Source organism: Listeria sp. SHR_NRA_18 (genome assembly GCF_003856515.1).
In the GTDB taxonomy this organism is placed as follows: Bacteria; Bacillota; Bacilli; order Lactobacillales; family Listeriaceae; genus Listeria_A; species Listeria_A newyorkensis.
In genome coordinates, this window is sequence record NZ_QPKR01000010.1 from 1 (window position 1) to 24,398 (window position 24,398).

At 43.6% G+C, this 24,398-nt stretch carries 25 protein-coding genes, 2 tRNA genes and 2 rRNA genes; 23 read left to right on the forward strand and 6 right to left on the reverse strand.

The window, feature by feature from the left end; all coding sequences use genetic code 11:
• The first annotated feature begins 5 nt into the window (after nt 1–5).
• From rrf (DUK53_RS13505) to DUK53_RS13525, 5 genes are all read left to right on the forward strand, one after another.
• Nucleotides 6–121 (forward strand): 5S ribosomal RNA (gene rrf, locus DUK53_RS13505).
• A gap of 10 nt (nt 122–131) precedes the next feature.
• Nucleotides 132–204 (forward strand) — tRNA-Asn (locus DUK53_RS13510).
• Nucleotides 205–260: 56 nt separating this feature from the next.
• Nucleotides 261–333: transfer RNA gene (locus DUK53_RS13515), tRNA-Thr, on the forward strand.
• Nucleotides 334–354: 21 nt separating this feature from the next.
• A 5S ribosomal RNA gene (rrf, locus tag DUK53_RS13520) occupies nt 355–470 on the forward strand.
• Nucleotides 471–554: 84 nt separating this feature from the next.
• Complete coding sequence (locus tag DUK53_RS13525; RefSeq protein ID WP_052164770.1) at nt 555–1,634, forward strand: winged helix DNA-binding domain-containing protein; 1,080 nt, start codon at nt 555–557, stop codon at nt 1,632–1,634.
• Nucleotides 1,635–1,674: 40 nt separating this feature from the next.
• Here DUK53_RS13525 and DUK53_RS13530 read toward each other — a convergent pair whose 3' ends face one another.
• The gene (locus tag DUK53_RS13530; RefSeq protein WP_036129748.1) at nt 1,675–2,568 is read right to left on the reverse strand and encodes an acetamidase/formamidase family protein; all 894 of its coding nucleotides are present in this window, start codon (nt 2,566–2,568) and stop codon (nt 1,675–1,677) included.
• 372 nt (nt 2,569–2,940) lie between these two features.
• Here DUK53_RS13530 and DUK53_RS13535 point away from each other — a divergent pair, with 372 nt between their 5' ends.
• The 8 genes from DUK53_RS13535 to DUK53_RS13570 all read left to right on the forward strand — a co-directional run bounded on the left by DUK53_RS13535 (nt 2,941) and on the right by DUK53_RS13570 (nt 9,125).
• A complete protein-coding gene (locus tag DUK53_RS13535) occupies nt 2,941–3,780 on the forward strand; it encodes an energy-coupling factor ABC transporter ATP-binding protein (protein WP_036095000.1) in 840 nt (279 codons plus the stop codon).
• Entirely contained in the window at nt 3,756–4,628 is an 873-nt protein-coding gene (locus DUK53_RS13540; RefSeq protein WP_036129751.1) for an energy-coupling factor ABC transporter ATP-binding protein, read from the forward strand. The genes DUK53_RS13535 and DUK53_RS13540 overlap by 25 nt, the downstream gene beginning before the upstream one ends.
• Nucleotides 4,625–5,422: an energy-coupling factor transporter transmembrane component T family protein gene (locus DUK53_RS13545; RefSeq protein WP_036129755.1), complete on the forward strand. Its 798-nt coding sequence runs from the start codon at nt 4,625–4,627 to the stop codon at nt 5,420–5,422. The genes DUK53_RS13540 and DUK53_RS13545 overlap by 4 nt, the downstream gene beginning before the upstream one ends.
• Before the next feature lie 15 nt (nt 5,423–5,437).
• Entirely contained in the window at nt 5,438–6,178 is a 741-nt protein-coding gene (gene truA, locus DUK53_RS13550; protein WP_036129757.1) for a tRNA pseudouridine(38-40) synthase TruA, read from the forward strand.
• Between the two features lie 367 nt (nt 6,179–6,545).
• Nucleotides 6,546–6,983, forward strand: a complete 438-nt coding sequence (rplM, locus tag DUK53_RS13555) for a 50S ribosomal protein L13 (RefSeq protein WP_036059868.1) — start codon at nt 6,546–6,548, stop codon at nt 6,981–6,983.
• A gap of 21 nt (nt 6,984–7,004) precedes the next feature.
• The gene (gene rpsI / locus DUK53_RS13560) at nt 7,005–7,397 is read left to right on the forward strand and encodes a 30S ribosomal protein S9 (RefSeq protein ID WP_036065752.1); all 393 of its coding nucleotides are present in this window, start codon (nt 7,005–7,007) and stop codon (nt 7,395–7,397) included.
• 78 nt (nt 7,398–7,475) lie between these two features.
• Nucleotides 7,476–8,045 (forward strand): DUF6630 family protein, encoded by a 570-nt coding sequence (locus DUK53_RS13565; RefSeq protein WP_052164771.1) that lies wholly within the window; start codon nt 7,476–7,478, stop codon nt 8,043–8,045.
• A gap of 114 nt (nt 8,046–8,159) precedes the next feature.
• Entirely contained in the window at nt 8,160–9,125 is a 966-nt protein-coding gene (locus DUK53_RS13570) for a tRNA dihydrouridine synthase (protein ID WP_036129759.1), read from the forward strand.
• Between the two features lie 83 nt (nt 9,126–9,208).
• Here DUK53_RS13570 and DUK53_RS13575 read toward each other — a convergent pair whose 3' ends face one another.
• Nucleotides 9,209–10,225, reverse strand: a complete 1,017-nt coding sequence (locus DUK53_RS13575) for a tagatose-bisphosphate aldolase (protein ID WP_036095009.1) — start codon at nt 10,223–10,225, stop codon at nt 9,209–9,211.
• Nucleotides 10,226–10,507: 282 nt separating this feature from the next.
• Between DUK53_RS13575 and DUK53_RS13580 the strand changes: the two genes are divergently transcribed.
• Complete coding sequence (locus DUK53_RS13580; protein ID WP_124892815.1) at nt 10,508–11,680, forward strand: serine hydrolase domain-containing protein; 1,173 nt, start codon at nt 10,508–10,510, stop codon at nt 11,678–11,680.
• Between the two features lie 42 nt (nt 11,681–11,722).
• Here DUK53_RS13580 and DUK53_RS13585 read toward each other — a convergent pair whose 3' ends face one another.
• Nucleotides 11,723–12,640: an ABC transporter substrate-binding protein gene (locus DUK53_RS13585; RefSeq protein WP_036129760.1), complete on the reverse strand. Its 918-nt coding sequence runs from the start codon at nt 12,638–12,640 to the stop codon at nt 11,723–11,725.
• Nucleotides 12,641–12,785: 145 nt separating this feature from the next.
• Entirely contained in the window at nt 12,786–13,427 is a 642-nt protein-coding gene (gene cbpA, locus DUK53_RS13590) for a cyclic di-AMP binding protein CbpA (RefSeq protein WP_036095013.1), read from the reverse strand.
• 174 nt (nt 13,428–13,601) lie between these two features.
• Here cbpA and DUK53_RS13595 point away from each other — a divergent pair, with 174 nt between their 5' ends.
• The 6 genes from DUK53_RS13595 to DUK53_RS13620 all read left to right on the forward strand — a co-directional run bounded on the left by DUK53_RS13595 (nt 13,602) and on the right by DUK53_RS13620 (nt 18,383).
• On the forward strand, nt 13,602–13,910 hold the full coding sequence (locus tag DUK53_RS13595) for an antibiotic biosynthesis monooxygenase family protein (RefSeq protein WP_036129762.1): 309 nt from the start codon (nt 13,602–13,604) through the stop codon (nt 13,908–13,910).
• A 154-nt stretch (nt 13,911–14,064) separates the two neighbouring features.
• A complete protein-coding gene (locus DUK53_RS13600) occupies nt 14,065–15,246 on the forward strand; it encodes an iron-containing alcohol dehydrogenase (protein ID WP_036095018.1) in 1,182 nt (393 codons plus the stop codon).
• Between the two features lie 97 nt (nt 15,247–15,343).
• Nucleotides 15,344–16,828 (forward strand): peptide MFS transporter, encoded by a 1,485-nt coding sequence (locus tag DUK53_RS13605; protein WP_036095019.1) that lies wholly within the window; start codon nt 15,344–15,346, stop codon nt 16,826–16,828.
• 109 nt (nt 16,829–16,937) lie between these two features.
• Complete coding sequence (locus DUK53_RS13610) at nt 16,938–17,624, forward strand: histidine phosphatase family protein (RefSeq protein WP_036129765.1); 687 nt, start codon at nt 16,938–16,940, stop codon at nt 17,622–17,624.
• A gap of 19 nt (nt 17,625–17,643) precedes the next feature.
• Nucleotides 17,644–17,949 (forward strand): hypothetical protein, encoded by a 306-nt coding sequence (locus DUK53_RS13615; RefSeq protein WP_036095022.1) that lies wholly within the window; start codon nt 17,644–17,646, stop codon nt 17,947–17,949.
• 29 nt (nt 17,950–17,978) lie between these two features.
• The gene (locus DUK53_RS13620; protein ID WP_036095024.1) at nt 17,979–18,383 is read left to right on the forward strand and encodes a VOC family protein; all 405 of its coding nucleotides are present in this window, start codon (nt 17,979–17,981) and stop codon (nt 18,381–18,383) included.
• Nucleotides 18,384–18,432: 49 nt separating this feature from the next.
• Here DUK53_RS13620 and DUK53_RS13625 read toward each other — a convergent pair whose 3' ends face one another.
• Together DUK53_RS13625 and DUK53_RS13630 are read right to left on the reverse strand one after the other, a co-directional pair.
• Nucleotides 18,433–19,470, reverse strand: coding sequence for an oxidoreductase (locus DUK53_RS13625; RefSeq protein ID WP_036129767.1), 1,038 nt, complete (start codon nt 19,468–19,470; stop codon nt 18,433–18,435).
• A 59-nt stretch (nt 19,471–19,529) separates the two neighbouring features.
• On the reverse strand, nt 19,530–20,579 hold the full coding sequence (locus DUK53_RS13630; protein ID WP_036095028.1) for a lactonase family protein: 1,050 nt from the start codon (nt 20,577–20,579) through the stop codon (nt 19,530–19,532).
• 346 nt (nt 20,580–20,925) lie between these two features.
• Here DUK53_RS13630 and DUK53_RS13635 point away from each other — a divergent pair, with 346 nt between their 5' ends.
• From DUK53_RS13635 to DUK53_RS13645, 3 genes are all read left to right on the forward strand, one after another.
• The gene (locus DUK53_RS13635) at nt 20,926–21,552 is read left to right on the forward strand and encodes an SH3 domain-containing protein (protein WP_077917968.1); all 627 of its coding nucleotides are present in this window, start codon (nt 20,926–20,928) and stop codon (nt 21,550–21,552) included.
• A gap of 254 nt (nt 21,553–21,806) precedes the next feature.
• Entirely contained in the window at nt 21,807–23,279 is a 1,473-nt protein-coding gene (locus DUK53_RS13640; protein WP_036095032.1) for an AcpB/EbpR/MafR family transcriptional regulator, read from the forward strand.
• Nucleotides 23,280–23,705: 426 nt separating this feature from the next.
• Nucleotides 23,706–24,362: a Crp/Fnr family transcriptional regulator gene (locus DUK53_RS13645; protein WP_036095035.1), complete on the forward strand. Its 657-nt coding sequence runs from the start codon at nt 23,706–23,708 to the stop codon at nt 24,360–24,362.
• Nucleotides 24,363–24,398: the final 36 nt, after the last annotated feature.

Consider the following 24,398-nt stretch of genomic DNA (forward strand, 5'->3'; position numbering starts at 1 on the left):
CATTGTCTGGTGGTTACGGCGAAGAGGTCACACCCGTTCCCATCCCGAACACGGAAGTTAAGCTTTTCAGCGCCGATGGTAGTAGGGGGCTTCCCCCTGTGAGAGTAGGTCGTCGCCGGGCAATGTATTATTCCACAGTAGCTCAGTTGGTAGAGCAATCGGCTGTTAACCGATCGGTCGCAAGTTCGAGTCTTGCCTGTGGAGCCTTATTTTTGTTTACTAAGAATTTTGAGGTGTGTTAGAAGTCTGATGATATTAGTGCTTCCATAGCTCAGTAGGTAGAGCACTTCCATGGTAAGGAAGAGGTCACCAGTTCGAATCTGGTTGGAAGCTTTTTATATGATATAAATAATGTCTGGTGGTTATTGCGAGAAGGTCACACCCGTTCCCATCCCGAACACGGAAGTTAAGTTTCTCAGCGTCGATGGTAGTAGGGGGCTTCCCCCTGTGAGAGTAGATCATTGCCAGGCAAATGATGTATGATAGTCTATGAAATCGTAATTGATTTGTAGGCTATTTTTTTATGGTTAAGATAGGACTGGAGGGTGATTGGTTTGGATTTAGATGGGGTGAAGAATATACGGATTGTTAATTCTGGTCTGGGGAATGTTTTTGAAACAGTGGGGGATTGTGTTGCTAATTTGATTGGGATTCAGGCGCAGTATCAGCAGTTTGGTGAGATTAGTTTGTTTCATCGGGTGGATGGATTGACAAGGAATGACTTGGATCGGATGTATAATCGGAATGAAATTATTAAGCTTTGGGGACAGCGGACTACGGTGCATTTATACGTGCCGGAGGATTGGAGAAATTTACACGCGATTTATTCGCCAAGAAGAACGTGGGTTAGGAAGCATTGTGCAGAGTTAGGTGTGGATTTAGATGCGATATTGGAGCGGATTGACGGGCTCGGAAAATCGAAGCGGTTTATAGCAAAAGAGGAACTGGCGATGTTGATGGGGGATCAGGCTAAAAAGTTGATGACGTGGGGCGGTGTCTTGATTGAGGCTTCGTTGCTTGGTCAGATTTATGCTGTGCCAGAAAGACCTAGTACGCGATTTTATGCACATCGGAAGTGGATAGATGGGATGTCGCTAGATTCGTGGCGGGATAGTGTGGATGAGCATGCGATGGACCGATTTTTATTTCGTTATTTAGCGTGTTATGGACCGGCTACTTTGGCTGATTTTAAGCATTGGAGTGGGTTGCCGAATTATGCATTTTTGGAGGCTTTTCGGAGGATTGAGGATGGATTGGAGCGTTTTGATATTGATGGAAAGGCTTATTATTATCCAGAGGGGGAGTTGGATGTAGGTAAGCGGGAAGTGATTTCACAGGTGAAATTGCTTGGAAAATTTGATCCGCTCTTTGTGAGTTTTGCTGATAAGGGATGGCTTGCTGATGCGAAATATGAAAAAGAGATTTGGCGAACTGCGGGGCATATTGAGGCTGTTGTGCTGATTGACGGGGAAATTAGGGGGACGTGGAGGTATGTGATGAAGGGGGAGACGATTCGCTTTACTTGTTATGCTTTTGGGCGGGTTTCGTTGAGTGATAGGAAGCGGATTAGCGTTGAGGCGGAGCGGTTGGCGGTGTTTCTTGGGAAGCAGTTTCAGGGAATGGTGTATGAATAAAAACACAACCGGATAGTGTGCACCGATTGTGTCTTGTTCTTTATAAAAATGGGTTTTCAGACCAGTATTGGAGTGGTAGTTCCATACGTACGGTCTTGTTTGGATCAACGACTTGGCAGATTCGAAGGTCGCCTGCAAGTGAAAGCAACATGATGGCTTCGGCTTGCGTTGTCTTTGTTGCGTCTGTCAAAAGTTGAACCATGTTCTTTGTTGCGATTAGGCTGGCTTCGTCGAGTGTTGGTGCGGATGCGATGGTGATGATTTTTTCGTCGCTGATTAGACTCGGTGTTGGCCAGTTTTTATTTTTAACGATTTGGAGGCGCATCGTGATTTGGCTAGCGATTTCGGCGCCAGAAACGGATACTTCTCCGTCTGCCATTGCTGCATGTACGTCACCAAGAGCGAGCAGGGCGCCAGAGACGTTAACGGGAAGGAATAGTGTTACGCCTTCTGTGATCTCTTTGCAGTCCATATTGCCACCGTGTGCGTCTGGTGTGCCGCATGAGATGGGTTCGCCAGCTGGTGCTGTTCCGATAACGCCAATCATTTTGTTGATGGGAACGGTGATTTCTTTTGAAAAAATAAGTTTGTTATTTATAATTGGAAACTGACGGATCGTGTTTTCTGTTAGGTCGTCGCCAAGGACTCCTAAATCTGGGCCCGTTAACATCGTTGCGTCGCCAATTAATTGAATTTTCTCTATAGTTACAGCCAATATGTCGCCAGGTTCTGCGTCTTTAATGAAGATGGGACCAGTTGCTGGGTTCACTCTATTCCAATCAAGGCGATGGAATGGCTGATGTTCTGATTTAATTTGGTTTTCAAAGCAGTCGTACGTTTCTATCGTTACTACTGCGCCATTATCAACTGTCATACTCGGTTCTGCGTTTTTATCCATTGCATAAATAACGTGTTGTTTCGTCATGGGGTGCATCAAAAATTCTCCTTTCTTTTGTAGTAGTGGTGCTTCAAGTAACAATGAATAATGAAATTTATTTGATTACTTTGATAAAGTATAGCATCTCTCTAAAACGAAGTACATGGACATATTGTGAACAGTTTGAGTCGGATTGTTTGCTTTTAAGGGCTTTTATTGCTTGGAATGTCAGAAATATTTTTGAGATGGTGATTTACTGCGGTTTTGATAGTTCTATTTTGTGGATTTTATGGTGTTTAAAAAGGGAAAAATGTATTTATTTTGTTTGTATGATTGCGTGGCCGGGAAAATCTTTCTTTGCGTGGGGTGTTTTTTTGTACTATAATAGGCAGGGTATAGATAGGATCGTGTGAGAGTGAGGTGTGCGTGATGTCGGATGATTTTGTAAAATTGGATCACGTTAGTTATAAATATGAGGATGAAGAAATTTTTGCAGTTAAGGATGTTTCTTTTACGGTGAAAAGGGGCGAGTGGTTGGCGCTGGTTGGGCATAATGGGTCTGGTAAGTCGACGATTGCGAAGTTGTTGAATGGACTGTTGTTCCCGACGGAGGGCATGGTCAAAATTGGGCACTTCAAACTGGGTGAAAAGACGATTTGGGATATCAGGAAGCAGGTCGGGATGGTATTTCAGAATCCGGATAATCAGTTTGTTGGTGCGACGGTGCAGGATGATGTGGCGTTTGGCTTAGAGAATCATGGAGTGCCGCATGAATTGATGGTGAAACGCGTGGAGAGTGCGCTGGATGAGGTCGGAATGCAGGGTTACGCATTACATGAGCCTTCGCGTCTTTCGGGCGGTCAGAAGCAACGTGTGGCGATTGCTGGGGTTCTTGCTTTGCAGCCGGACGTGATTATTTTGGATGAGGCGACGTCGATGCTTGATCCGCGTGGCCGTGCTGAGGTGATGGAAACGATTCGGGTGATGCGGGAGCGCGAGGCGATTACGGTGATTTCGATTACGCATGATTTGGATGAGGTCGTGATGGCGGACCGGGTCATTGTGATGAATAAGGGCGAGCGACACTTGGAAGGAACGCCAAAAGAGGTTTTTGCGCAGGCTGATGAAATGCGCCGAATTGGACTTGGTGTACCTTTTATAACGTCGTTGCAGGAAAAATTAGAGCAGTCTGGCGTGGCGCTATCGGATCGGAGCTTGATGGAAGGGGCGTTGATGGATCAATTATGGACATTACATTCGAACAAGTAGGTTTTTGTTATCAGAAAAATTCTCCTTTTGAGACGCGGGCGCTCCAGGATGTTAGCGTGACGATTGATTCGGGGAGTTATACGGCGATTATTGGACATACGGGCTCTGGAAAATCGACGTTGTTGCAGCATTTGAACGCATTGTTGTTGCCGACAGAGGGCACGGTGACGCTCGGGGATCGGGTTATTAAGGCTGGTGAGAAGCAGAAGGGTTTGCGTGATTTGCGCGAGCGTGTGGGGATTGTTTTTCAGTTTCCAGAGGCGCAGTTATTTGAGGAGACGGTGGAAAAGGATATTTGCTTTGGGCCGCTGAATTTTGGTGTGTCGGAAGAGGATGCGAAGGCGCGGGCTCGGAAGGTGATTGTGGAGGTTGGCTTGACGGAGGAAATTTTGACGCGTTCGCCGTTTGAACTTTCTGGTGGTCAGATGCGACGTGTGGCGATTGCTGGGGTTCTGGCGATGGATCCGCAGGTTTTGGTGCTCGATGAACCGACCGCGGGGCTTGATCCGAACGGGCGTAAGGAGATCATGGAGATGTTCGCGACGCTGCATCGGACGAAGGGGCTGACGACGATTCTTGTGACGCATAGCATGGAAGATGCGGCGACTTATGCCCAAAAAGTGATTTTGATGAAAGGCGGGACGGTGGAGCGGGTGGCGACGCCTCGGGAAATTTTTAGTCAGCCGGATGCGTTGACGGATTTAGGACTCTCGGTTCCAGATGTGGTGCACTTTCAACGGCGTTTTGAAGAACGGTTTGCGGTGAAGCTTGGGAAAACGTGTTTGACAATTGATGAATTGGTGGGAGAAATGGTGCCGCATCTAGGGAAGGGCGTGGCGAGCCAATGATGGAGAAGATGATTCTCGGTCGTTTTATCCCCGGCGAATCATGGTTACATCGTCTTGATCCTCGTGCCAAAATTACAGCCGTGATGTATTTTATTATCATCGTGTTTCTCGCGAATAATTGGCTTACATATGCGTTATTATTTGTGTTTGTATTGAGTTTGTTATTTGCATCACGCGTGCCGTTTATGTTCTTTATAAAAGGGTTGCAACCGGTGTTTTGGCTGATTATTTTGACGTTGTTGTTGCAGGTGTTTTTTACGCAGGGTGGGACGACATATTTTGAGTGGGGACCGATTCATGTGACGAGTCTCGGGTTGATGAACGGGGCGATGATTTTTGCGCGGTTTGTGTTGATTATCTTTATGACGACGCTTTTGACGCTCACAACGAGCCCGATTGAGTTGACGGATGGGATTGAGAGTATGTTGGCATTGCTGCGATTTGTACGATTTCCTGTGCATGAGTTGGCGTTGATGTTAAGCATTGCGCTGCGGTTTATTCCGACGCTGATGGACGAGACGGAGAAAATTATGAAGGCGCAAAAGGCCCGCGGGGTGGAGTTTTCAAGTGGTCCGATAAAAGACCGGATGAAGGCGATTGTGCCGCTACTCGTGCCGCTTTTTATCAGTGCGTTTAAGCGAGCAGAGGATTTGGCGGTAGCGATGGAAGCGCGCGGTTATCGTGGCGGTAAGGGCAGGACGAAATTTAGACTGCTTGCATGGCGATTTTCGGATACATTTTTGCTAGTGATGATGTTGGTTGTAACGGCATTGTTGGTTTGGCTGCGATCTTAAGAAGAGGTGTGACAAATGAAGCGATTTAAGGCAGTAATTCAATATGATGGGACTAATTTTGTCGGCTATCAGATTCAGCCGAATGGGCGGACGGTGCAGGAGGAAATTGAAAAAGCGCTACTGCGGATGCATAAAGGTGACGTGGTGAAGATTGTTGGTTCTGGGAGAACTGATACCGGGGTTCATGCGAAAGGTCAGGTGATTCATTTCGATTCACCGCTTGCGATTCCACCGGCAAAATATCGAAAAGCGTTGCAGACTTTCACGCCGTATGATATTAGTATTGTTTCTGTGGAGGAAGTGGCGTCGGATTTTCATGCGCGTTTCGGGACGACTGGAAAGGAATATCGCTATTTTGTGCAACGTTCGGAGTTTTTTGACCCGTTTGCGCGGCATTTTACGCTACATTTTCCTTATAAATTAGATGTTTCGCGGATGCGTGAGGCGGCGGATATTCTGACTGGTGAGCATGATTTTACGAGTTTTTGTGCGGCTGGATCGAGTCGTGAGAACAAGGTTCGGACAATTTATGCGATTGAGATTTTGGAAGAGGATGATACGCTGATTTTTTCGTTTAAAGGAAATGGCTTTTTGTATAATATGGTCCGGATTCTGGTTGGGACGTTGCTGGATGTTGGGAATGATCGGCTGACAGTGGCGCAGGTTAAGGCGAATTTAGAAGCGCGCGATCGGACGCAAGGGGCAAAAACGGCACCGCCACAGGGCTTATACTTATGGGAAGTCCACTACAAGTAATATCAGCGCACCGACAAACGCTCATCTACGTCGTTAAAGGCTCCGTTCCAGTGCTCATGTACAAATCGTACACTCCGCGCTGGTACTCGCCTTTGCCTAGTAGCTGAGCATTTGTCGGCGCGCTGATAGGTTTTGCGAAAAAACAGACGGCTTTAAATTAGTTTGAAATTTTTTCTTCAATCGCATTGACTTTTTACGATAAAGACTGTATTATTGACTATGGTATTGTTTGCCCCACAATAAGCCCCGGAAGGTTGTTGTGTTGAACAAAACAATGGAAATTTTAACAAATTAAATCGAAAAGCAGATCGTGGGCTATGGAACAGTTTACAGATCGCATTTTTCTTAAAATCTAGGAGGGAAAATTATGCGTACGACTTATATGGCGAAAACAGGCGAAGTAGAACGTAAATGGTATGTTGTTGATGCTACTGGTATTCCGCTTGGCCGTTTATCTAGTGAAGTAGCTTCAATCTTACGTGGTAAAATTAAACCACAATTTACTCCTCATGTTGATACAGGGGACTTCGTAATTATTATTAATGCAGGTAAAATTGCTCTAACAGGTAAGAAAGCAACTGACAAAATTTACTACCGTCACTCTCAATATCCAGGCGGTTTGAAATCACGTACAGCGGGTGACCTACGTACGAACAATCCTGAGAGATTACTTGAACTTTCTATCAAAGGAATGCTTCCAAAGAACTCTCTAGGACGTCAAATTTTCAAGAAATTACACGTTTATGGTGGCGCTGAGCACGAACATGCAGCACAAAAACCAGAAGTGTATCAATTACGCGGATAATTAGAAGAGGAGGGAAATATAGTGGCTCAAGTACAATATTATGGAACAGGTCGTCGTAAAAGCTCAGTAGCTCGTGTACGTTTAGTACCAGGCGATGGCAAAGTAGTTATCAACGGTAGAGATTGGGAAGATTACATTCCATTCGCGGCTCTTCGCGAAGTTATTAAACAACCATTAGTTGCAACTGAAACTCTAGGAAACTATGATGTTTTAGTAAATGTAAACGGTGGTGGTTATACTGGTCAAGCTGGCGCAATCCGTCACGGTATTTCACGTGCATTGCTACAAGTTGCACCAGATTACCGTTCTCCATTGAAACGTGCAGGTCTGTTAACTCGTGACCCACGTATGAAAGAACGTAAAAAACCAGGTCTTAAAGGCGCACGTCGTGCACCTCAGTTCTCAAAACGTTAAGACGGATTTTTCAAGGCTCTCATCTTTTGGATGGGGGCTTTTTTCTAGTATATTTTAAATTTGGATGGGAGCATAATAATGGGTCTTTTTGATTTCTTTAAGAAGAAAACATTGGCTGCTGTGGATGAAGTTGACTATAGCGAGCTGATAGAAATTTCAAGGATTTTAAGTAATGACAATAAAGGATTAGTTGATGATGTTACTTTAATGGCGAATGATTATGAAAAATTTCAGCAAGCGCATGAAAAATGGTGTTCGGAAATGTGGGAAGACTCATTAAATAGACATAGTGCGCTATTGTTAATTGCTGCTTACTGGTTTGTTGGTTATGAAACATCTCATCAATTTGGGGCTTATATTGATTGGAAAGAGGAGACTGAAGATATCTTGTGGCAACTTAAAGGCGCGATTGATAGCTTGGGCTATTCGCTAAATCTCAATAAAATTGTTTTTACGGGAGAAGAATTTACTGATGAGGCGTTGGATAAGATAAATGCGTATTTGGGGGTGGAAGGCTATACATTAGTAACGCTGGATACGGATAGTGATTGTTATCATCTTTTTATCGTACCTAATGAGAAACTGGATAGGTTGATTTATTTGGGGCAGTCAATTGGTTATACATTTTTCTATAATTATAAGGATTAAGTTTTGTGGGAAATGAAAATTGGTGATTGATGCTATTGATTTTTTCTAGTATTATTAGTAGAATAACCATGTTTTTACGAAAGTAACAGAGTTTAGTGAAATGGAGATTGAATCATGACGACTAATTTTTGGGCAGAGTTGCCGAAGCCTTTTTTTGTTTTAGCGCCGATGGAGGATGTGACGGATGTTGTTTTTCGCCATGTTGTGAAAGAGGCTGGTGCGCCGGATGTCTTTTTTACGGAGTTCACGAATTCGGATAGTTATTGTCATCCGGATGGTATCGAGAGTGTGCGGGGGCGGTTGGTTTTTAGGGAGGATGAGCAGCCAATCGTGGCGCATATTTGGGGGGATAAGCCTGAATTTTTCCGTGAGATGAGTATTGGTATGGCGGAGATGGGATTTAAGGGGATTGATATTAATATGGGCTGCCCGGTTCCGAATGTGGCGAGACGCGGAAAAGGTAGTGGCTTGATTTTGCGGCCGGAAGTGGCGGCGGAATTGATTGATGCGGCGAAGGCTGGGGGAATACCGGTTAGTGTGAAAACACGGATTGGTTATGCGGAATTGGAAGAGCTGGAAGGCTGGATTACGCATTTACTGAAGCAGGATATCGCGAATTTATCTGTTCATTTGCGGACGCGGGAAGAGATGAGTAAGGCTGACGCTCATTGGGAGCTGATTCCCCAGATTATGGCGATTCGTGATCGTGTCGCGCCTAACACGCTGATTACGATAAATGGTGATATTCCAGATCGTGAAAAGGGCTTGGAACTGGCTGAAAAATATGGTGTGGATGGTATCATGATCGGTCGAGGAATTTTTAAAAATCCGTTTGCGTTTGAAAAAGAGAAGAAAGAGCATACGGCGGAGGAATTGTTGGCTTTACTGGAGTTGCAGTTGGATTTGCAGGACGAGTTTGCTGAACTGGTTCCGCGCTCGATTGTCGGATTGCATCGCTTCTTTAAAATTTATGTAAAAGGATTTCCGGGTGCGAATGATCTGCGAATTAGGTTAATGGAGACGAAATCGACGGAAGAGGTACGACGAGTTTTAGCTGATTTTCAGGATAGAAAGATCTAAGATGGGGCACCTTCGAATTTTGGAGGTGTTTTTTCGTAAGCAAAAACACGATCTCATGACAAGACCGTGTTTTAACGGGTTAACTATTGTTTTTCAACTACGTGTACATCTTCAAAGGAACCGTATTTCGCCCACCATGGGGATGCTCCGGCGTTTAGCAAGCCGTCAAGGGAGGTGATGTTTTCTTTTCCTTGTGTACGCAACCATTCGCGTAATGCATCGTCGCCTTGTTTTCCGTAGACCTCGATACCGTCTTTCCATGTTGCGCGACCGCAAAGCACGCCGCTATATTGTACTTTATGCTCATTCGCAAAGGCAATCGTTTTGTGGAAAAGTTCTGCCGTCACGCCAGCGCTCAAATAAATGAACGGTAGTGGGCTTAGATCGGAACATTCTTCAAAATGGCGTCCTGCTTCTTCTTTCGTATAAACGGTTTCGCCGTCCGTGAAGCCTTCTACATATTTGAAGTTCACTGGGACCTCGAGTTTCAATACGTCCACGCCATAACGCGGTTTGGAGAATTCTTTGATCGATGCTTTGACTTTCGCAGGTTTCAGTTTCGCGTATTCGGCGCTGGCTGAATCTGTTACTTTGGCATCGTACGTAATCGGTTCTAGGAAGAATGGGATATCGACTTCGCGACATTCGGCGCCAATTCTTTCTAGGAACGCGTATTTGATTTCGTTGATTTCAGCAGGTTCATCTGGATCGTAATAGACTAAAATTTTCACTGCATCGCCGCCGCTTTCTTTGATACGGAGCGCGGATAAGTCAGCAATTAAATCGGGAAGTTTCCCGGGAGTTGTGGCATCGTAGCCAGTTTTTTCGTAAGAGGTTAGTAGGCCGCAGTTCTCGTTACGCGCTTTAATGGCAGGGGTACCGTATTGAAGATCAAGCAGAATGGCAGACGCGTAAGGTGTCAATTCTTCGGAGACCATTTGTTTGAAATCCTCTACATCTTTGTCGCTTTCGGAACCTTTTGCCTCTTGGATCATTTTCTTGAGGGAGCCACGTTGGTCAATCGCCAGTGCGGCAATAATTCCTTTATCATTAGAAAGTCTTTGTAAGCCATCGAATTTACCTTTTGTAATTTGTACCATAACTCTAATCTCCTTCTTTCTTTTTCTAGTTAGAACGCATACTTCATTACAATACCCTGAGAAAATGGGGCGCAAACCTAGATTTGACTTTTGAAAACATGTCCTTGCATAACCTATTTTAACACCAAAATTGTTATACACAAAATAATTCGGGAATCTGGTTGCAATTTTGGCGTGAATGGGCTAGTATTTTGGGTAGGAGTTGTGCAAATCGGGGAATTGTATTGTGTCAAAATTCGTGGGGACGAAGCGAGCAATTTTACTAGGAAATGAGGACAAAGCATGGCAAATCAGCAAATGAGCCGCTCCTCGAAACGGCGCAACAAAAAGAAACGTGATTTTTATATTGGTATTGGGCTGATTTTCGTGTTGTTGGTCGTGGTTTTTGTGGCTGTGAAATGGATAACGCCGGCGGAATTGGAAAATGCGGGTGAGAAGAAGAGCGCGGAGAAGGCGCCTGTGAAGCCGAAACAGGAGGCACCGAAGAAGCCAGTGGAGAAGGAAACGGCGACGGTTGCGGATAATAAGGCGATTGATGAGTATTTGGAGAGCATCGGTTTTAGTGGGACGGCGCTTGTGTATCGCGAGGGCAAGATTGTGCTGAATAAGGGGTATAAAGCGGCGAATCGGGATACGGATGTTACTAATACGCCGGATACGGTTTATTATATTGGATCGTCTCAGAAAGCGGTCATTGCAACGGCGATACTGCAATTGGAAGAGCATGGCAAGCTGAACGTCAATGATTCGGTCGCAACGTATTTGCCGGATTTTCCGAATGGGAATCGCATAACGCTCCGGAATTTGCTGAACCACACGTCGGGCATTGTTGGACACACCGAGGAAAGCGTGAAAATTACACCGGAGGACTTGATCAAGGATATTGAGGCGCAGGGCATTAAGCGTCAGCCTGGAAAATGGGATTATAATGATTCGAACTATAGCGTGCTAGCTTATATTGTGGAGCAGTTGAGCGGGGAAAAATTGATGACCTACGTGCAAAAGAACATTTTCGAGCCAGCGGGTATGAAACATTCGGGGATGTATACGACGTTTGATAAAGAGAAGAAACCGTCAGTTGGATACAGTATTCAGAAGGACGGGACTTACAAAACGCCTTATTTACCGGATTTATCGCAGCTTTATGGGTGTGGTGACATGTATATGACCGCGACGGATATGTATTTATTTGACCAGGCGTTGTCGGAACGGAAATTGATTAACGATGCGAGTTTTGAGAAGATGTTCACAGCGGGAAGTGCTTCGGGATATGGAATGGGATTCTATGCCGATCCTGGGAGCTATAATAGTCACGGGATTTTGAGTGGTTGGAACGTGTCGAATAGCTTTAGCCATAGCGGGAAAACGGTCGTGGTACTGCTTTCGAACATTCAAAATAATATCAAATCATTCGGTAAGGTAAATAATCGGATTTATCAGTTGTTGAATAATTAAAGGATCAGGTGCGTTTTGGGGGCGCATCTGATCCTTTTGTTTTTATTTATTTGTTACTTTGTCGATCGCGTCTTGCATTTGGTATTCTCTGGATGGGGCTGTGTAGTTACTCCATTCATCGCTGTTCACAGGATAGGCGTGTTTTGCTTTAACTGCTGGGATGTCTTTCCAAATTCCTGTTAGAAGCGTGTTGAGCTCATCCGTTGATTTGCCTTCTGGTGTGAGGATGAATAGTTGATCGGCATCACTAACGTAGTCTGGAATGGCTTCTGCGGAAATGGCTTTCGTTTCTTTGTTCTTTTTAGCGGCTTCTGTTGGTGTGAAACCTGCTCCTGTGTAGATACCGTCGAACACAATTGGGTCATGGATATAGATTTCTTTACCCCAGAATTGGATAACAGCCGCTTTTTGATTTTCAATGCCAGCGTCTTTTAGTGTTGCTTTTGCTTCTTTGGATTCTTTTGCGTATTTTTCTTGGTAGGTTTTTTCGGCGTCTTTGGCATTGACTAAATTAGCGATATCAGTAAGTTGCTCGTCTGGTGTCACGCCGAATTTCGTTGCATAAACGGGCGCGATTTTTTCCAGGTTCGTCAACATGTCTTTTTGGTAATCGGAAATGATGATTAAATCGGGTTTTAGTGAAGCGATTTTCTCCACGTTTGGCTTGTCGCCACCGATATTTTCAACGCCTTTTAGGAAGTCTGGGTAGATTCCCATGTAGTATTCTGTTGTGGCAAGCGGTTTAATGTCTAGTGCGTAAAGTTCCCCCGCGTTTTGAATGGCCACGATTTTCTTCGGTGTTGCTGGTAGTACTACGTTACGATCTAGCGCATCGGTTAGTGTACGCGCCTTGTCTTCTGTCTTCGCCTCATCACTCGAGCCTGAACCGCCACATGCTGCAAGTACCAGCCCTAACGTTAAAACAACAAGTAGAAGTGCTGTTAATCTTCTCTTTTTCATCCTTAAACCTCCTGTAATTGAAAACTATTCTCAATAAGATAATTATAGATGTAGTCTGGAGATTATTCAAGGGGTTTGGGAAAATAATTTTTTTGCGCACACAAAAAGCCGAATCTGATGACCCGACTTCTTGTATGTATTGTTCTTATTTCTTGAGTTTCAAATGTTCGACTTCGATGACGCGTAGGCCTTTTCGTTCGAGGTTGGCGACAATCGTGTCTTTTTCTGCTTCTGTGATGCCTGCTGGTAACGTTACGAGAACGCGGCGGATGTAGTCTTCTACTTGAGAATCCATCGTGATCAGGCTGGCAATCGTTGTGTGTTTGTCAATGATTTTTGTGATTTTTGTTAGTGAGCCGGGAACTTCGCCGGTTGCGATGGTGAGAACGTAGCTTCCTGAATCGATGTTCCAGGCGTCTTGCAAAACACCGAGCAGTTTACCGTGTGTTAAAATACCGTAAAAATCGCCTTGTTCATTTAGGACCGCGATGTATGGCAGTTCTTTGATTGTGAAGAAAACTTCGAAAAAAGAAGAATTAATGCCAATATGTTTCGTTTGGTTTTTGATCAGACTTGTTACTGGATCTGATAAGTCTCCTCCGTTTGCGGCATGACGATAAATATGCATTTTGTAAATGTTCCCGATGAATTTCTCGCCTTTATTATCTAGAACGGGAACACAGCGATAGCCGGCTTCTTCCAAAATGTCCAGCGTTTCTTTCAGTGTTGCGGTTTCGGTAATGGTCGTTAAGTTGATTTTAGGGATGCAAAGATTTTTAATCAACATATTTCGGTCACTCCAATCTTTTTAGTATGGGATGCGTCTCTTTTATTCTACCCCAGTTTGTTGCATTTGTATAGAAATGACTGCATGAATTAGTTGACAATGCGATGGGGTGTCCTTTAGAATAGAGAAAACATTATTGATAATGATTATCAGTGAGAAAGAGTAGGTGGCGTTATGCATATTGAAACGGTGAGTATTGAGTTTGAGACGGGTAATAAGGAAAAAATGTTGCAATCTGTGGCGCATCATCGCGAAGAAATGGCCGAATTTGAAGGCTTTTTAGGATATGAGGTTTGGTTGAAGGAAGGCGCGCGGAAGTCGACGGTGATGAATGTGTCGCGCTGGGCGTCGAAGGAGCAGTTTACGGTGTGGATGAAGCAGCATCGTGATTTTCACCGTGAGATGAAGCGGACTGGTGGGGGCGGTGGCTCGGAATTGGTTGTGACGCGGCAGACGGGGTCGTATGATATGATTGAAGTTTAAGCAGGAATCTTTCGGGGTTTCTGTTTTTTTGTTTGAATTGTCGCAAAAAGGTGTATTTATAGTGTAGTGGTCCATTCGTTACAGATGGTGGGAATTGTGATAATATGGATACGTGACAAAATCTAAGGCAAAAAGAAAGCGGGGACTTTATACAATGAATAAAGGAATTGCAAATTTTGATTATTATAACCCAACGCACATCGTGTTTGGCAAGGACCGGATCGGCGAACTGGCGACACTGATTCCGACGGACAAGAAGGTGTTAGTGCTTTATGGTGGCGGAAGTGTGGAGCGTTTTGGTACGCTTGCGAAGGTTCGCGAGGCGCTTACTGGACACACGTTTGGTGAGTTTGGTGGGATTGAAGCGAATCCTACATACGCGACGCTTTTACGGGCGATTGAACTTGTGAAGAAGGATGGCTATAATTATTTGCTAGCTGTCGGCGGTGGTTCTGTTATTGATGGAACAAAATTCGTTGCGGCGGGCGCGCTTTTTGATAGTGAGCCGATTAATATTTTTGGTAGTGGGATTGGTGAGGGACTTCCGATTAAGGAGGCATTGCCGTTTGGTACGGTGTTGACGCTTCCTGCGACGGGTTCTGAGATGAACAGTGGCGGTGTCGTGAGCATTGTGGAGAAAAAAGCGAAACTTGGTTTTGGTAGCGCTGTGACGTTTCCGCAGTTTTCGATTCTTGATCCGCAGTTGACGTATACGTTGCCAAAGCGCCAATTGGCGAATGGTGTGATTGATTCGTTTGTGCACATTATGGAGCAGTATATGACGTATCCGGTCGGCGGAATGGTGCAGGATCGGTTTGCGGAAGGCTTGCTTGAGACGCTGATTGAGATTGGGCCGGACGTGGTGGATGAGTCGAATCATGACTATAATCTGCGTGCTAACTTTATGTGGGCGGCGACTTATGCGCTGAACGGGACGCTGAATAAAGGGGTTCCGGGTGACTGGTCGAGCCATGGTTTGGGTCATGAGATTACAGCGTTGTACCATATTGACCATGCGCGGACGCTGGCGATTGTGTTGCCTTCGCTGCTTGAGATTCGTAAAGAGCAGAAGGGCGCGAAGTTGTTGCAATATGCGGAACGTGTTTGGCATATTACGGACGGGACGGATGATGAAAAAATTCAAGCGGCCATCGATAAAACGCGTGCTTTCTTTGAATCACTAGGTGCTCCGACGCACTTCAGTGATTATGAGCTTGGCGAGGAAGTCGTGGATGCGCTCGTTTCGCAGCTTGAAAAACATGGTTTGACGGCTGTTTCTGAACGTGGGGATCAAACGCTTGATGTTAGTCGTGAAATTTATAAAAATGCCTTGTAATATCGGCTAATTTTTCTTGTACTCTTGGGACGCTGGGCGGTTTTTAGGCTCGGCGTCTGACTGAGAGTATATTTTAATAGGGAAGAGGGGAGTCAGGATGAGGACTATTCAAGATAGCAGTGGTAAGACGTTTTTTGGACATCCTAGAGGGCTCGCGACGCTGTTCTTTACGGAATTCTGGGAGCGTTTTTCTTATTATGGGATGCGCGCTATTCTTATTTTCTATATGTATACGGCGGTTGTCGATGGCGGACTTGGCTTTTCACAGGCTACAGCGACGGCGATTATGTCGATTTATGGTTCGCTTGTCTACATGTCTGGCGTTATCGGTGGCTGGACGGCGGATCGGATTTTAGGGCCGCGGCGCACGATTTTTTACGGTGGTGTCCTGATTATGGTTGGGCACATCGCTCTGTCGTTTCCAGGGGGCGCGACGGCGTTATTTGTGTCGATGTTCTTTATCATTATTGGAACGGGATTTTTGAAGCCGAATGTATCGAATGTTGTTGGTGACCTTTATCCAAAAGGGGATCAAAAACGCGATGCTGGGTTTAGTATTTTTTACATGGGGATTAACTTGGGGGCTTTTATCGCGCCATTTATAGTGACGAACGTGTCGAATTCGGCTAATAGTTACCACGCTGGGTTTGGTGTCGCGGCTGTTGGGATGGCTGTGGGCCTCGTTGTATACGTGATTACTGGAAAAATGTATTTGCGCGATGCTGGGAAAAAAGTTCCGAATCCGTTAAAAAGTGCCGAGAAGAAAAAAATGTCTGGCTTGGCGTTGGGATTAGTAGTTGCGATTGCGGCGATTGGTACGATTGTGGCTTGGCTGCAAGGCGGATTTACATTGCAAACGGTGATTATGACGGTCACGATTATGGGCGTGATTATCCCGCTTATTTATTTTATTGTTATGATGACGAGTAAGAAAACGACGAAGGACGAGCGTTCGCGACTTACAGCTTACATACCTCTGTTCCTTATTTCGGTCATGTTTTGGATGATTGAAGAACAAGGATCAACAACACTAGCCCTATTTGCGGCAAACCGAACGGATCTTAGCGTCGGCAGTTTTGAATTATCGCCGGGTGTATTCCAATCACTGAATCCGATGTTCATCATTATTTTATCACCGATTTTCGCATGGATTTGGACGAAGCTTGGAAAACGGCAACCAGGAACACCGCGAAAATTTGCGCTAGGTCTGTTTTTTGCAGGTCTATCGTTCGTGATTATGATGTTGCCGGGATTGCTTGCAGGAAACACGACCACCGCGGTGAGTCCGATGTGGCTGGTGCTGAGCTTCTTTATCTGTATCGTGGGCGAGATGTGCTTGTCACCGGTCGGCTTATCGGCCACGACAAAGCTAGCGCCAGCGGCATTTGCCTCCCAAACGATGAGTGTTTGGTTCTTGTCAGACTCGATGGCACAGGCGTTTAACGCGCAAACAACGCAATTCTTCAACGCAAAAACGGAGATCTTGTACTTCGGGATTTTCGGATTTGGTGCGGTAGCGTTCGCGATTTTACTATTCCTCGGCGCACCACTGCTCAAAAAATACATGCGTGGCGTGGATTGATTCATGAGATTGGGCGTTTTTCTTATTGCGAGAAGAGCGCCTTCTTTCATTGCAAAACGCCGCTGGGCTTGATACACTAAGGGTATCTTTTTAAGAAACGGTGGTGCTTGTGAAAATGGCTGGGAAAGTGACTTTATATGTGACGCGGCACGGAAAAACGATGCTGAATACGACGGAGCGGGTGCAAGGTTGGGCGGATTCGCCACTGACAGCAGAGGGCGTTCTTGTGGCGGAGCAGTTGGGACGAGGACTCGCGGATACGAAGTTTGAAGCGCTTTATACAAGTGATCGTGGACGGACGCTTGAAACGGCGGATATCGTGATGCGACATGGGGCTTTTGAATTGCCTGTGAATCAGTTGAAAGGATTGCGCGAGTTCGGTTTTGGTAAATTTGAAGGCGAATACAATCTGTTTATGTGGGAAACGGTGAGTAAAATGCACGGATTTGATTCTGTGGAGGCGTTTTTTGAAGTACATAAGCACGATGCGCCGCGGGTTATGATCGATGCGGTAGCGGATATGGATGAGACTGGCATGGCGGAGAATTGGGATATTTTCACCGAGCGGTTGTTGCAGTCGCTGGATTTGATTTGTAGTGAGCAAACGGATGGCAATGTGCTCGTTATTTGTCACGGGATGGTCATTAATATCTTGCTTTCGCTACTTGATCCAACGCGTGTCGACGGTCCGATTGAAAATGCGAGTGTGACTAAAATCAGCTATGAAAACGGCAAATACACGGTGGAATCGGCGAATGATATGCAATACGTAGCGCGTGGTGTCGTTAAAAATTAAGATAAAGGGATGAAGAACAATGAATGACATGGAAGAAGTACCGATCAAAAAACGAACAACTTTCTTAGGCTTTATGGCATTTTTACTAGGAATTCTATGTATTGTTATGATTTTTATGAAGCCAGTGGAGATTGGATTTGTCACGGCGAGTAATTGGTTTATTGTGATTTTTGGAGTGGCGGTTTTAACGCTGATTTTATCAATTTCAGGAATTGCTAGAGAACGCGAACGCAATTTTTTCCCAATTATCGGATTTATTATTTCGATGGCGTATATCGTGTTCTGGATTATTTTCTTCTTATTGATACTAATCGGCGTGATGTAATAAATAAGTGAGATGGAGGAATGAGAATTATGTATAAAACGAATAGTTTAGTTTCTACTTTTTTAACGTTTAGTGGTGAGGCAGAGGCGGCGATGGATTTCTACGTTGAATTGTTTGGCAAAGATGCGAAGGCGTTAGGGAAGACGTATATTGGCGAGAACGATCGTGGCGAAACCGGCAAACTGCTCAACGGTACCTTTGAGATTCGCGGTCAATCATTTATGGTCATGGATATGGAAGCCGAATACGCGACACCATTTTCATGGGCAACAACGATTTTGGTGCAATGCGAAGAGGAATCAGAATTTGATCGCTTATTCGCAGCATTTTCCGACGGGGGCTCTGTTATGATGGGTCCTATCGAGTTACCACCATTCAAAAAAGTAACATGGGTAACCGATAAATTCGGCGTTACATGGCAATTAGTCTGGTAAATTAAAACGGTCCACCGTCTCTCGAAAATAGGAGCGGTGGACCTTATTTTTATAACGTTATCACGCGTGGATTTTTGCCAGTGAAGCCTTGTTCTAGAATAGTCATGTTGGTTAGCGTTTCTTCATCGCTGACTAGTTTTGGTGTGCCGTTTAGGATGGCGTCGTGGAGCTGATCGTAAAGCCGGCCGTAGTCGCCAAGCGGTGTTGGTACGGTTTCTTCTACTGTTTCGCCGTTTGCATCGACATAAACGAGCGTGCCATAACTGCTTTCTGGGTCAACGCCAAAATCGGTCTCGCCGGGCATCACGCCAGCCTTCAGATACGTTTCTTGTTGATCGATACCGTATTTGACAAAACTACCTTTTGTACCGTGTAGAATGAATTTTGGATAGGGAATGTTCACTAAATGGCTCGTTTTGACGATGACTTTCAACGTTGGATAGAAGAATTGCACCTCGAATGTGTCATCAGGATTGTTCGGATTGCGGACGGAGCGAATGTCGTAGCTGACTTCTTCCGGACGGCCGAATAGATCGATAATCTGGTCCATCATGTGAACGCCAAGTCCGTAAAAAGCGCCGTCATAATATTCGCCGGGCGCGTCGGGAGCTTCTGGACGGTAGTAATCCATATGCGATTCGAGTTCGACAAGGTCGCCTAATTTGCCACTAGCTAACACTTCTTTAACGGCTAGGAAATCACTATCGAAACGACGGTTTTGGTACGCCATCGCGATTAAGCCTTTTGATTTAGCGAGCGCGAATAGTTCTTCCGCTTCCTCCGAAGTCGTGCAGAACGGTTTTTCGACCAGCACATTTTTGCCGTTTTCCAATGCTTTTTTAGCTAAATCATAGTGCGTACTTGCGGGCGTACAGATGCTGACCAACTGGATTTCGCCGTCTTGCAAAAGCACATCCAGATTATCCGTAAACTCGATTTGATGTTGCGCATAATCAGCCTCGAGTTCAGGCTTGCGGCGGTGATTGTAAATCGTCTTAATGCGGATATTGTCGCGGATGAGCGTATAAGGCATATGATACCGCGTCGTGCTCTTCCCAAATCCGATATAACCAATAGTTAAAGTCATAAATCTTCCTCCTAAGAAAGAGGCTCCGAACGTTTGCGCGCTGGGGCCTCTTGTTTTATTTACTCATTAATAAATTTCACGCAAACTGGTTCTGGAACGTGGATGTCTTTTTGAAGTAACGTCAGCACGCCGGTTTCTTTATTCACGCCAAATACTGTGACGTTGTTCGTGTTTTCGTTGGATACTAGCAAAATTTCACCGCTTGGATCAAGGTCGAAGTCACGAGGACCAACGCCTTCCACAGGAGTAGTTGCCGCTAAGCTCAATTTACCTTCCGCATCAATCGCAAAAGTCACAACCGCATCTTGCCCGCGATTAGAAACATAGAGGAAGCGACCGTCGTTGGAAATGTGAATCGCGCTACCTTTATTTTCACCACTAAAATCAGCTGGTAAAGAAGGGATGCTTTGAATTTCCGTCAACGCGCCAGTGGCTTCATCATAAGCCGCGACAACAACGTCAGCCGCCATTTCGGTCATAATGTATGCAATTTTGTCATTAGGATGGAAAACAAGGTTACGAGGACCACTTCCGCCTTTAACTTTCAAATCGCTCACTTTTTCAAGGTTACCATCGTTCAGCGCATACGTCGTCACATAGTCCGTTCCAAGATCACACGTGATGACAAATTTCTCATCCGGCGTGAATCCTGCAAAATGGGCATGTGCCTTTTCTTGACGCTCTTTGTTCGGGCCAGTACCAACGTGTTGAACCGACGAACTTGGAGCTTTTAGTGCACCGTTTTTCTCTGTTGGGTAAGCCACAATTGTTCCTAAATGATAGTTCGCTGAAACGACAAAAGCGCCGTCTTTCGATGCATCGACATAACAAGGAGGATTTCCAGCTTGGACTTCTTGGTTCAAATAGTCTAGAGAGCCATCTTCTTTAACCGCAAAAGCAGCAACTCCGCCATTTTCACCGTCTTTCGCCACGGAATAAAGGTATTTTTGATCATCTGTTAATTTCAGGTAAGTCGGATTATCCATTTCGCCAGCAAGCTTATTCTGCGTAATTTCACCCGTTTTTTTATCAATATGAAGGCGATAAATTCCTTCACTTTCTACTTTGGTGTATGTACCAATGTAGGCGATTGCTTCTTTGTTAGCCATAAATCATTTCCTCCTTTAAGCGTTATCTTCTTTATTATTATAGCACAGCTGGAGAAAAGTATAGGCTTATAAAACTATGTTACGTAATTATTACAATTGTTTCTGGGTTTGTGCTTATTTTAGCGATTAAAAACACATTTTTAGCGAAATAAGTGCTTTGAATATAAAGAAACAGGATATTTCCTGTGTTCATCTGATATATTTATAAAATAATTGTAATATAAACGTAATAAAAGTATTGACTTAGAAATAATTATGGTGTAATATAAAGATATCGAAAGGGCGCCCCTTAGAAAACTTATAAAACTGCAATTATCCCATAAAAACTAATTTTGAAGGAGAGATTATGATGAACAACGTAATGAGCAAAAAAACAACTAAATTGGTGGCAGCAACAGGATTGGCGTTAACACTAGCATTTACAACAGTAGCAGCAGGAGCTTTTACGGTAGATGCAGCACAAACAACACACTATACAGCGAAACCACAAATGGTAACAGCGAAATCAGCAGTGAACGTCCGCGCAGGTGAAAGCACAACTTCAAAAGTACTCGGCACACTGAAAAAAGGTGAAAAAGTTTACTTCGTGAAAGACAATTATGGATGGAGTAAAGTTACTTATAAAGGAAAAACAGGCTACGTAGGCACTCGCTTCCTAAACATCCCAGGCAAACAAGTTAGCACAGTGAAGAAAGCGGAACCAGCAAAAGCTGTAACACCAACAAAACCTTCAACAAAAGCAGCAACGACAGCACCGAAAAAAGCACCAGAAGTTAAAAAAGCCGCAACAAAAACAGTCACTGCTAAATCAGCCGTATACGTTCGCGCTGACGCAAGTAAAACAGCTAAGATCCTCGGAACACTGAAAAAAGGTGAAAAAGTAACATTTGTAGCAGACAATCATGGTTGGAGCAAAGTCATTTACAATGGCAAAACAGGCTATGTAGGCACACAATTTTTGAACCTAAAATAAGTTTTCTGCAACAAGAGTGAAAGTTGTGAAGTAAGTAGGATTGCATCACAAAAATGAGTAACTCATCACATAGATTTTTGCACAAACTCCCCCCACGAAGTACGAAATAGGACGCGAACTGGTTTTTACAGATCAGTTAGCGTCCTATTTTGTTGCGCCAAAAAAGAGCTGTGAATTGCTTTTTTGTATCGGCTGGGTATAATGAGATGCAAGAACACGTAAATTTTTTTACTTATTTTATGGGGGTGTTTTGTATGAATCATTTCTTTTTACAACTAATTGCAGAAAAAAAGGTTAGGCGACAAATCAAGGTGTTGCAGAAAATTTACGACGCTAAATTCCCTCTCACAGTAGATGAGATTGCAGAGGATTTGGATATTTCCAAAAGAACGCTATCGAGAGACATCAAGGATATCGAGCACTCGTTTCCAGAACAAGAAATATTAGAACTAAATACGGTGTATGGCTATTCCATTAATCACACGCATTACGTCGATGATCTGATAGTTAAAATCTCTGAGGAATCGCCGTTGCTTCTTATTGTGAACGGTGTTTTTCAGGGAGAGTCCAAAAGTATCGATGAGTGGGCAGATGAATTGTTTCTATCGACATCGACGCTGCACAGATATTTAACATACTTGAGAAATATATTAAAGGAATTTAAGCTTGAATTATCATTAACGCCGATAGCATTTCTTGGTGAGGAAGTAAATATTCGACATTTCTTTTTCAACTTCTTCTATAGTATGAATGATATCTCAACGATAAGCCACCCAACAGAAGCTGAGTATGAGTTGCATAAGAAAGCATTAGCTGGATATGACGACATCACAAAAATCAGTAATACTTTGCAGCATAGAAGGGCACTATACTGGATTATGGTAGTAAATACACGAATTAAACAAGGGCATTTCGTCAAAATAAACCCAGAGCTAAAAAAACTGCAAACGCAAATGGATACCTACCAGGTTATAGCCAAATTAGCAGAAATTTTAATTCCGATGTTACCTGCTGCGGGTGTACCAGAAGATGAGATTGTTTATATGGATTTGTTGACAATGGACACCTATGTATATTCAGGAGACAAGGTGTTAAGCGGTTTTCATACAAAGACAGAAATGGATGCGGTCGATGCTTTTCTAATGAAATCTTTTCAAGAGTTAGGACTAGGCTCGCCTGAAAAATCAGAATTAACCGTTTTCATTGCCTATCTACGCAATCAAATATTACTATCTAAACTAACACCACTATTTCAAAAAAATGTTTTTGAAGTGAATCGTTTTATAAAAAGTAGGCATGCGGCTTTGTTTTATAAATGGACAGAGCTATTGGCAAATGACCCGATTAAACAAATCGCTAAAATAGAGTATATAGAAGATGTCGCAGTGAATCTGGCGATGTTTACTCATTATTTTGCATATAATCAACAACTCAAGGAACGTAAACGACATATTTTATTTACATTCGATGGTCCAAACGCTTACCTGAATTATTTAACAACATTAGTAGAAAAGTTCAATATTAAAAATGTTGAAATCACGCTTATTACGAATCATCACGCTACTAATGAGATTGTGGAAGAACTTAATGTGGATGTTGTTGTCTGCAATTATAAGGATGATAATGAAATTCTGAATTGTGAAATGTATAAGACTGAACGGGTACCGACAGAATATGATTGGGAGCAAATTAGGAGTATCGTTTTTTATATGGATGAAATCCTGTAGATAATAAAATAGTAGAGAGAAACTCTAGTGCCAGCAATTGCGGATACTAGAGTTTTTTATTTGAAAATGGAATGGCGGATGTTGAAGCCAAATTTGATTTCTAATCGAAAACTAAAAATGGTTTAATAGAATTAACAACAAGAACTAACGAGTGTAATAAAATCAACAATAAAACTTAGTTATAGTGTAAATTCATAGGCAAAGACATTCAGAAGTCATAAAAAAAAGTCGAAATTGTGACGCTGACTTAACCGTGTTTTAGCAAGGAATACGATTAGCACAGAAGGAATAAATGATCATTAGTAATGTAGTATCAAGTTGAAAATATATGGGAAAGTGATTTTTGACCATATTTTCATGTAAAAAAAAAGAACGGAAGGTAGTAATATTAGTTCTAGTAATCCCGAAACGGAATGGAGGGATGTAGTGGATTACCTTACAATAAACAAGCTGCTCATTCGTGATAAGACCGTTCTACAGAGTATTATAAATTCTAGCGATTTTGAAGAAAATACTCTACAAAAGGCCGTTATTAGAAAGGGCGAGCGGATTGTACAAAATACGGATAATAATATTTATATAATCAAAGAAGGCTATTTAGCTAAAATGATTGCTCACGAAAAAGATGCAGATAAAATGGTCTGTCAGGCTTTCTTAAGCACATCAGATATCGTCTGGGGAAATCAGTTTTCTGGTGAGGTGGGTGTTATCTACGAACCACTTAGTTCAGCGATAGTGACTAAAATAGACGCAAACACATTCTTTAATATATTAGCAACACATCCATTCTTTACGGACGTCCTAATAGAATCATTGAATCGCAATGAGGAACTTGCCAAATTATATGCACAGCAATTTCAATATGAATTGCGAGAGCGAGTTATCAAGCTGTTCGAACAAATGGGGGTACAGATTAGTATTAATAGATACGCTTTACCCAGAGGACTCGATAGTTATTATATCGCAGCATATTGCGGAACAAGCAGAACAAGCGCAAGCAGAATAATAAGAGAACTAAAAAAAATGGATATATTAAAAAAAAATAATAATGGTATTCTGACTTTTAGTAAAGCTAAAATATAATAATTCTGGGTTTATTAGTATATCCCACCTCACCTA